The organism is Fibrobacter succinogenes (assembly GCF_902779965.1).
Classification (GTDB): Bacteria; Fibrobacterota; Fibrobacteria; order Fibrobacterales; family Fibrobacteraceae; genus Fibrobacter; species Fibrobacter succinogenes_F.
This window is the reverse complement of record NZ_CACZDK010000057.1, coordinates 1-9,414: the sequence shown is the minus strand read 5'-3', so window position 1 is coordinate 9,414 and position 9,414 is coordinate 1. Positions and strand designations below refer to the sequence as shown.

The following is a 9,414-nucleotide window of genomic DNA, read 5'->3' as shown; positions in this document are numbered from 1 at the left end:
CATCACTTCCATCAGCATGCTCGAACAGCTGGGCGCTTACACCGAAGATCTCGATTACGTGTTCTACGATGTGCTCGGTGACGTTGTGTGCGGTGGCTTCGCCATGCCGATTCGTGAAGGCAAGGCCAAGGAAATCTACATCGTGGCTTCTGGCGAAATGATGGCCCTCTACGCTGCAAACAACATTTGTAAGGGTATTGCAAAATACGCTGAACGCGGCGAAGTGCGCCTCGGCGGTATCATCTGCAACAGCCGTAACGTCGATAACGAACTTGACTTGCTCCGCGCATTCACCAAGGAACTCAATACGCAGCTCATCCAGTACGTGCCGCGCAACAACATCGTGCAGCAGGCCGAAATCCGCAAGAAGACCGTGATTGACTTCGAACCGAATTGCAGCCAAGCTAACGTCTATCGCGAACTTGCCAAGAATATCGACGAAAACGAACTCTTCACTATCCCGACTCCGATGACGCAGGACCGCTTGGAACAAATTCTCATCGACTACGGCATGATGGAAAAGGACTACTCCATTTAAAATTTTTTTTTGCCAACTATCTCAAAGTGAAAAATCTTACCCAATCGGGTAAGATTTTTTTTGCGAATTTTTTACAAAAAAATAGTGGGCCAAATCTCCGAAAAAAGCGTGTTAAAAATATAGAAGTCTCAAAAACTTCAAAAAAAGGTAACACTATATTGATGGATATAAAATTATATCCTAAATTCAAAGTAGATATAAATGCTGGCATTGCTTAAATAATATGCATAAAAGAGACATCGAAAGCGCTGAACTCGTGAGGGGCGGAATTTTGCTAACGGCAAAGGATGGGCGCACAGCCCTTTTGAGATTCCGTGACTCGGAACGACTTCGTTCTGCTAGTGCGGAACAACGTGCCGCTTTCAGATTGTCTTTTGGTGGCTTGCGCTGGGATGAAATAGACGAAGATTTATCTTACGATAGCATTTTTGAACCGCAAGCATATCCGTTGCGTGGCTCGGCGAAATTTAAATCGCTTAATATGTCCGAAGTGGCAAGACGGCTAGGAATACAGCAGTCGTTGATGGCTGCGTATATGAACGGTTCCAAAAAGCCGTCTGTGGAACGTGAAAAACTTATTCGTGAAGAAATCCGTAAAATCGGGCGAGAACTTTTGGAAATTTGATCCGCCCTTTTACTTCCCGATGATTGCGCTTGCGACTACGCCTTTGTCTGCATAGAGCACAAGCACTTGTCCTGGAGCCGATGCGAATTGCGGTTCGTCAAATCGCACGCGGATCTTGCCGGTGGCAGTATCGATTTCCGTAATTCTTGCCGTAGCACCTTTATGTCCGAGGCGAATGTGTGCTGTGAGCGGTTCCTTCAATAACGGCGATGTTTCCGAAACCATCAGGTTCAAATCGATGGCGGAAACTTCCGTGCAGCTCAAAGCACTTCGCGGGCCGAGAACGACCTGGTTGTGGTGCGCATCTATTGCCACGACGTAAAGTGGTTCCGCTTGTCCGCCAATGTTGAGTCCCTTGCGTTGCCCAATCGTGTAATGCACAATTCCCTTGTGCTTCCCGAGAACTTTTCCGTTCACATCGACAAAATCTCCGGGCACGTTGTCGCTCTCGTCAAACAGCACCGAGTAATCGCCACATTCGATAAAGTCTTGGCTTTCGCGTTTCGTAGCGAAATCGTCCCAGCCGATTTCCTTGGCAAGCGCTTTCACTTCGGCTTTCTGCATGCCGCCTAGCGGAAAAATCACCGTCGAAAGCTGCTCCGCCGTGAGCCGTGAAAGAAAGTAGGTCTGGTCTTTGTGCTCGTCAAACGCTTCGTACAAAAACGGAACATCCGGATTAATAAAGTCGAGTCGCGCATAATGCCCTGTCGCAAAATAGTCGAACTCGATTCCCATCTTGCGTGCTGCATGCAACAGCGCTCCGAACTTGATATTCTGATTGCAACGCACGCACGGGTTCGGCGTTCGCCCAGCACGGTATTCCGCGCGGAAATAATCGAGAACCCTGTGCTTGTATTCTTCGGCGACCGGAACAACATAATGTGGAATTCCAAGGCGTTCTGCGACAAGTTTTGCTTCTTCGATATTCTTGTCTTCGCTGGGGCCGTAACAGCCTTCGCGCCCTTCGACGACAGGCATGTTCACGGAACCGTCCCACGTGGCCATCGTCATGCCGATCACATCGTAGCCTTGCTTCTTCAATAAATACGCCGAAAGGGCGGAATCCACACCGCCCGATAATCCAACCGCAACACGTTTGTTAGTCATTAGTTCTTAGTTGTTGGTTGTTGAAGTTTAACGTCATGGCGGAAATGACCCGCCATCTGCCTACCATGACGCGCAAAACGCTAGATAGGCGAATGGAACCTTCTAGCGTTTTTCACTCAATAATGAATCATCTTAATGTTTTTTTCGGTTTCTACTGCGAGGCGAATGGAACCGCGAAGCACTTACCGAATATTTTTCAATCTATCTAATCACTTCCTACCGTCTACTTCCTACTGCCTACTTATTAGTCAGCGAAGAGCGGAGTGGAGAGGTAACGGTCACCGCTATCCGGGAGGAGTGCGACGATGTTCTTGCCCTTGTTTTCCGGACGCTTTGCAATTTCGATGGCGGCGTGGAGAGCTGCACCAGAAGAGATACCGACGAGGATGCCTTCTGCCTTGGCGATAGCCTTGCCTGCGGCGAATGCGTCTTCGTTCTTGACCGGGAGCACTTCGTCATAGACAGAGGTGTTCAAAGTATCCGGGATAAAGCCTGCGCCAATACCCTGGATCTTGTGCGGACCAGCCGTGCCCTTGGAGAGCACCGGCGAAGATTCCGGTTCAACAGCAACAATCTTTACGTTCGGATTCTTGGACTTGAGATATTCGCCAACACCCGTAACAGTTCCACCAGTGCCAACACCAGCGACAAAAATATCAACCTTACCATCGGTATCTTCCCAGATTTCCGGACCGGTCGTAGCCTTGTGAGCGGCCGGGTTTGCCGGGTTCACGAACTGGCCCGGGATAAAGCTGTTCGGAATTTCCTGAGAGAGTTCCGTTGCGCGAGCGATTGCACCCTTCATGCCCTTGGCTCCTTCGGTAAGAACAAGTTCTGCACCGTAAGCCTTCATGAGCTGGCGACGTTCGATACTCATGGTTTCCGGCATCACGATGATGATGCGGTAGCCGCGAGCCGCTGCGACAGAAGCGAGGCCGATACCGGTGTTACCAGAAGTCGGTTCGATAATCACTGAACCCGGCTTAAGCTTGCCTGAAGCTTCGGCATCGTCAATCATTGCCTTAGCAATACGATCCTTGACAGATCCAGCCGGGTTGAAATATTCAAGCTTTGCCACAATCTTAGCTTCGAGATTGTTTTCCTTTTCGATGTGGGAAAGTTCAAGAAGCGGGGTATGACCGATAAGTTGGTCAGCAGAAGAGTAAATCTTTGACATGGTAGAATCCTTTTATTTAGTTAAAAGTTAGAAGTAGGAAGTAGGAAGATTTTTGCTTGCGGTGAAGTTTATCTTGCTATAACTTCCTACCGTCTACTTCCTACTGTCTACTGTTGTTGTTAAATCTGGTCAAGAGCCTGTGCGAGGTCGTTGATGATATCTTCGTAGTGTTCCGTACCGATGGAGAGACGGATCGTTGCAGGAGAGATACCAGCTTCGGCAAGTTCAGCCGGAGTGAGTTCGGAGTGGGTCGTTGTATAAGGATGAACAACGAGGCTCTTCACGTCGGCAACGTTAGCGAGCAAGCTGAAAATCTTGAGGCCGTCGATGAACTTGAAGGCTTCTGCCTGGCCGCCCTTCACATCGAACGTGAAGATGGAACCGGCACCGTTCGGGAAGTACTTCTGGTAGAGAGCGTGCTGCGGATGATCTGCAAAGCTCGGGTGGTTGACCTTAGCGACCTTCGGGTGCTTCGAGAGGAATTCGAGAACCTTCTTGGTGTTTTCCACATGACGGTCAAGACGGAGCGAAAGCGTTTCAGTGCCCTGCAAGAGAAGGAATGCGTTGAACGGGGAAATTGCTGCACCTTCGTCACGGAGAAGGATAGCGCGGATGTAAACGATGTAAGCTGCTGCGCCAGCTGCTGCCGTGAAAGGCACACCGTAGCTCGGGTTCGTTTCGGTGAACTGCGGGAACTTGCCAGATGCAGCCCAATCAAACTTGCCACCGTCAACAATCACGCCGCCGAGAGTCGTACCGTGACCGCCAATGAACTTCGTTGCAGAATGCACGACGATATCAGCACCATGTTCGAGCGGACGAATCAAGTACGGAGTACCGAAGGTGTTGTCGATCACGACCGGAATCTTGTTCTTGTGAGCGAGTTCGGAAATGGCTTCGATATCCGGGATGTCGGAGTTCGGGTTGCCGAGAGTTTCGATAAAGACGAGCTTCGTGTTGTCCTTGATAGCGCCTTCGACTTCCTTCAAGTTGTGGATGTCAACGAAAGTCGTCTCGATGCCGAACTTGGAAAGCGTATGTTCCAAAAGGTTGTAAGTGCCGCCGTAAATGGAGCGCTGTGCAACCACATGGTCACCCTTGCGAGCGAGAGCCGTGATGGCATAAGTAAGAGCAGCTGCGCCAGAAGCGACTGCGAGGCCTGCGATACCGCCTTCGAGAGCAGCGATGCGCTTTTCAAAAACGTCCTGCGTGGTATTGGTGAGGCGGCCGTAAATGTTGCCTGCATCCTTCAGATGGAAACGGTCAGAAGCGTGCTGAGCGTTGTGGAACACGTAAGAAGTGGTCTGGTATATAGGAACTGCGCGAGAATCGGTTGCCGGGTCTGCCTGTTCCTGACCAACGTGGAGCTGAAGAGTTTCGAAATGGAGCTTGTTCTGAGTCGTCATAGTATTATAATTCCTTGTGCGCCTTTGCGCGAGATATCGCAATCGCCCGATCGTTTTGTTACTGTTGGCGTCGGGCGACGCGATTGTTAATCGGTTTGCTCAAATTTGAGCGTTAAATTTTTTGCGGTATTAGGCCTGCTTGCCTTCGGCTAGATTACACATTCGACATCGCATAGCGAAATCCTCCAGGCTTTTCCCTTTCGGGGTGCCTCGTTCGTTTGACGGGTTTAATTTAAAAACTTAAACCTACTACTCCAATAGGAAAGTAGGGTGAATTATAAAAATTTTTAAGAAAATTGCTGTTCTTATAGCTTTTCGCTATAACAAGACCATGATTTTGGCAATAGCAAGGCCGTTTTAGCCGAAAAACGCATGAAAATCACTTGGGAAATGCCTCAAAGTTTTTCTAATAAGAAAATGGGTGGGGGAGGAATCCCCCTGGTTACAGCCGAATGTCATCCCCGCGAAGGCGGGGATCTCCCTTCGTCTTTCACGCACTCCCACGCCTAGGGGACACCCCTAAAACCCCGATGCAAAAAAAAGCAGACGAACAAATGTCGTCTGCTGAATGTTTCTTAATGAAATAATTTAGGTGAGAGACGCCTTGATTGAAAGAACTTCTGCCTCAGAGAGCTCCGTAAATTCGATGATTTCTTCAATAGGCTTATTCTTCTGAAGCATTTTCTTCGCCATATCGCGAGCCTTGGCTGTGGCGCCTTCGGTCAGCCCTTCTGCACGTCCCTCGGCACGACCTTCTGCTCGGCCTTCTGCTCGGCCTTCAGCACGACCTTCTTCAAGTCCTTCTTTGCGGGCATGTTTTTTCTCTACATACATTTCATATTGGCGATCGCTCATAGCCATAGCCTCACTTACTAAAAACTCTTCAGTAAAGATACTCAATTCCGCCTTTTTCTGCAATAGCGCGAGCATCGATTCTTCTGGCACGGCAACCGGAGTCTCGTTGTTGAGCCCGTCAATAACCCTAAGCCACTGAGCCAAAAGACTTTCGTCCGAAGCATAATCACCCTTGAGAAACTTGGGAATTTCAACAAGCGTGACCGTCTGCTTCTTGAAAAATTCCTCGTTGTCCTGATTCTTGAGACGGATGCTGTGGCGATAATTCTTGGAATTCGGGAACCCATTGAACATCTGCAAACTGATAAGGTTCAAGTCACGCAACCAGTAGCTATCGCCACGTGGCTTGCTTGCAATAGTGTGCTTTGCCGTATAAAACACTAGGCGGTCGCTGTAAGTTTCGTCTTCGACATGCTGAACCTCCAGGACAATGCGTTCCAAACGCTTGTTCTCGGCTACAATATCCGAAGTTGTTGTCTTGACAAATGCCCCATCAACCGCCGGGTTCACAAAAGTAAGATTATCGATGCAGTCGCCCCCATCCAACTTGAGGATGGCGTTCAAAAAACTTGCCGTCATCCTCATGTTATTCGGATTTCCAAACAACATTTTAAAGATAGAATCGTTGTAGATATAGACGTATTTATATTTTTCGCGATATTCCGTAATGCACTTGTGGATATCGTCTCCAGCCTTATGTACTTCGCTGATAGTACGGAGCATTTCTGCGTATTGTTCCCTATTCATAATGTTTCCTTTGCCGAATAAATCGGCGTTTGGCGGAAAATCCATATAGAATGAATTCCCGTGATTCGTTGATAGTTTATGAATGGATGACGCAAAATAAACGCAAGACACCTATTCACAAACCTGTTATGACAGATTGTTGTTTCCCACGCCTCGAAGGCTATGGAAGGTGCTCTACGTTGATCGTCAGGGGGCCAGTTTCCCCATAGGGTGTACGCTGCCTCGAATCGCGTGCCTGTCAAGCAAGCAAAGGGAGGTCGACGTCAAGCAGAGAGTTAAACAACCCGCCCGGAAAGTGCCAAGTCGAGCGTCGCGGTTTTAAGCTTGTTTAGAAACCATGACCGAGACGAAGGCACGGACGCCAAAGGCGTCAATCGAATACGCTGTCAGCGGGATTAATGCTCTACGAAAATGAATATATAAATAATTTGTAGAGCATGCAAGAGACCCTTTTGCGGAATGTATATTTGATGTTATGCCGACCTTCACCAAGTACATCCAAAACGAAGAACACTATTCCGAAGTGATTTCCCGTATCGCGACAGTCCGCGAAACGCTCTGGATTGGCACCGCCGACATCAAGGACGTATATGTGAAGCAGAACGGCGAATCAATCCCGCTGCTCGGACAACTCGCAGGACTCCTCAAGCGCGGCGTAGGCGTGCGGCTCATTCACGCCAAGGAACCCGGCCCGAACTTTCGCGAAGATTTCGACCGCTATAAGATTCTTGCGACCGATCTCGAACGCGTCATGTGCCCGCGAGTGCATTTCAAGATGATGATTTTCGATCTTGAAACTGCCTACATCGGCTCTGCAAACTTGACAGGCGCAGGCATCGGCATGAAAAGTTCCCTCCGTCGCAACTTTGAAGCGGGAATCCTCACGAACGACCCGCAAATCGTCGAACCCGCCATCGAACAATTCGACACGCTTTGGATGGGCGCCCACTGCGAAAAATGCGGCCGCCAGGAATTCTGCGGAGATAGGATAAAATAGTGCTATCCAGCTGTTCGAATGCCTCGGGCCAGCTTTGGGGTTTTGGAATGTTGTGAAAATTGTCGAATTTTGCCAAAAATGTACTGAAATTGTATTTTAGTCCATTATAATGAACTATTTTCTGTATTTTAGTCCATTTTGGTGAATAAAAATATATATTTTAGTCCATTAAGAGGTGCCTTATGGACGAAAAAAAGCTACTACAGGTTATTGCGGAACAGAAAGAAGAAATCACAATCAGGCGTGATTCCTGGGTGTCTCGTAGTGAAGAAGCCCTGTTTGAGCTGGATAGTTCGCTTGCACAGGTGGTCATCGGTGTTCGCCGCAGCGGAAAATCGACGCTTTGCCATAAGGTGCTGCAGGATCACGGAATTAACTATGCCTATGCAAACCTTGACGATGACCGTCTGATGTCGCTTACCGTAGAAGATTTGAACACACTTCTGCTTTGCCTTTATCAACTCTACGGTACGGATATCCAGTACATACTCCTCGATGAAATTCAAAATGTCGATGGTTGGCATTTGTTTGTGAACCGTCTTTTGCGACAGGGATTGCACGTGTTTGTTACAGGCTCCAACGCAAAGCTGCTGAGTAGTGAGCTTGCTACGCATCTGACCGGACGTTACAATGAAATTCGTCTCTATCCGCTTTCGTTTGCGGAGTACTGTTCCTTTCATCAGGTAAATCTGCAAGATGTTACGACTAAGGCAGAGGCGGCCCGAAAATCGGCATTTCTTGAATATCTGCAATATGGCGGGTTCCCAGAACTGCAAAACATTAACAACAAACGTGCTTACATACAAAGCTTATTCGATTCGATAATACTAAAGGATATTGCGGGGCGATTCAAAATCCGCCATGCCGAAGTTCTCCGTACCATCGCGAATCACATAATCAACAATTCTTGCCAAGAGGTCAATTACAAATCCCTGGCTGAGAATTTTGGACTGAACAGCACCACGACCGCCATAAAATACGTGGACTATCTTAAACAGGCTTTCTTGATTGGGCTGTTGAGCAAACATTCGTTCAAGAGCAAAGTCCGGCTCCGTAACAACAAGGCTTATGTGATTGATACGGGGTTCGTTGCGAATTGCGAAAATGCTCTCTCGCAAGAGAACCTGGGCTGGCGACTTGAAAATATGGTTTACATCGAGCTGTTGCGTCGTGTCGCAAAGGAGTTTGACGATGTTTACTACTACAAGCACTCATCGCAATCTAAAGAAGTTGATTTTGTTGTTTGCAGGCAAGGTAAAGCCAAGGAACTTGTGCAAGTTGCATACGAGATTGAATCGACCAAAACATTCAATCGAGAAACTTCGGCTTTGATAAACGCATCAGAAAGTCTGCGATGTGATAGCCTGACGTTGGTGTGTTTTGAAGAAAGTCGCGACGAACTTGTAAAAGGCAAGACTATCCGCATACGAAATGCCCTAGAGTGGTGTATTGGGTCTGGAAATGTATAGATAATCCTCAGCTTGAAGTGTAAGCTTCCCCGCAACCACTTCACGATAACGTTAAACCTTTACTAAAAATATTTTTTAGCAAAGCGGCTGCCAATAGCTCGAACTGCTATGAATTGAGAGCTGTTTTATGAAAAAAAGAAGCCCCTGAAGTAAGTTCAGTGGCTATGAACGATAATTGTTCTAACGTGCCCAAGAATCATTTTTTTCTTTAGGTATGTCGAAGAAGTGTGTTGCATCTTCACGAGTTATTTTGCCAGCATCAAACATGGCTTTGGCGATACTTTGAAGCTTTTCTGCATGTTCTTCTTCCTCCACTTCGGCAATGGACTTGTAGCCGTATACTTCGCTGCATTTCTTGAAATCCATCTTGAATTGCTCCTTGGCTTCGCCATTGAACCAATGTTTTAATAAGCGTGCAAGGCGAGCGTTGCAAAAATATGCTTGCATATTTTTATTACCGAGCCGCCGCCGCGGACGCCGTAGGCGTCAAATA

Annotated in this window: 9 protein-coding genes and 1 pseudogene; 5 read left to right on the top strand and 5 right to left on the bottom strand. The window is 47.9% G+C overall.

The window, feature by feature from the left end:
* The 3 genes and pseudogenes from nifH to HUF13_RS16640 all read left to right on the top strand — a co-directional run.
* A pseudogene (gene nifH / locus HUF13_RS16650) lies at positions 1-538 on the top strand (nitrogenase reductase); the annotation flags it as partial.
* Between the two features lie 26 nt (positions 539-564).
* Positions 565-756 carry a hypothetical protein gene (locus tag HUF13_RS16645; protein WP_173476152.1) on the top strand — a complete coding sequence of 64 codons (192 nt, stop codon included), beginning with the start codon at positions 565-567 and terminating at the stop codon, positions 754-756.
* 5 nt (positions 757-761) lie between these two features.
* On the top strand, positions 762-1,163 hold the full coding sequence (locus HUF13_RS16640; RefSeq protein ID WP_173476151.1) for a DUF2442 domain-containing protein: 402 nt from the start codon (positions 762-764) through the stop codon (positions 1,161-1,163).
* 9 nt (positions 1,164-1,172) lie between these two features.
* Here the strand turns inward: HUF13_RS16640 and mnmA are convergent, their stop codons facing one another.
* From mnmA to HUF13_RS16620, 4 genes are all read right to left on the bottom strand, one after another.
* Positions 1,173-2,270 carry a tRNA 2-thiouridine(34) synthase MnmA gene (gene mnmA, locus HUF13_RS16635; protein WP_173476150.1) on the bottom strand — a complete coding sequence of 366 codons (1,098 nt, stop codon included), beginning with the start codon at positions 2,268-2,270 and terminating at the stop codon, positions 1,173-1,175.
* Between the two features lie 244 nt (positions 2,271-2,514).
* Positions 2,515-3,447 (bottom strand): cysteine synthase A, encoded by a 933-nt coding sequence (gene cysK, locus HUF13_RS16630; protein ID WP_173476149.1) that lies wholly within the window; start codon positions 3,445-3,447, stop codon positions 2,515-2,517.
* Positions 3,448-3,566: 119 nt separating this feature from the next.
* Positions 3,567-4,853, bottom strand: coding sequence for an O-acetylhomoserine aminocarboxypropyltransferase/cysteine synthase family protein (locus HUF13_RS16625; protein WP_173476148.1), 1,287 nt, complete (start codon positions 4,851-4,853; stop codon positions 3,567-3,569).
* Between the two features lie 588 nt (positions 4,854-5,441).
* Positions 5,442-6,455 (bottom strand): Rpn family recombination-promoting nuclease/putative transposase, encoded by a 1,014-nt coding sequence (locus tag HUF13_RS16620; protein ID WP_173476147.1) that lies wholly within the window; start codon positions 6,453-6,455, stop codon positions 5,442-5,444.
* 475 nt (positions 6,456-6,930) lie between these two features.
* Between HUF13_RS16620 and HUF13_RS16615 the strand changes: the two genes are divergently transcribed.
* The gene (locus tag HUF13_RS16615; RefSeq protein ID WP_163442595.1) at positions 6,931-7,452 is read left to right on the top strand and encodes a phospholipase D-like domain-containing protein; all 522 of its coding nucleotides are present in this window, start codon (positions 6,931-6,933) and stop codon (positions 7,450-7,452) included.
* A 182-nt stretch (positions 7,453-7,634) separates the two neighbouring features.
* A complete protein-coding gene (locus tag HUF13_RS16610) occupies positions 7,635-8,921 on the top strand; it encodes an ATP-binding protein (RefSeq protein WP_173476146.1) in 1,287 nt (428 codons plus the stop codon).
* A 180-nt stretch (positions 8,922-9,101) separates the two neighbouring features.
* Here HUF13_RS16610 and HUF13_RS16605 read toward each other — a convergent pair whose 3' ends face one another.
* Positions 9,102-9,368: a hypothetical protein gene (locus HUF13_RS16605; RefSeq protein ID WP_173476145.1), complete on the bottom strand. Its 267-nt coding sequence runs from the start codon at positions 9,366-9,368 to the stop codon at positions 9,102-9,104.
* Between the last annotated feature and the right edge of the window lie 46 nt (positions 9,369-9,414).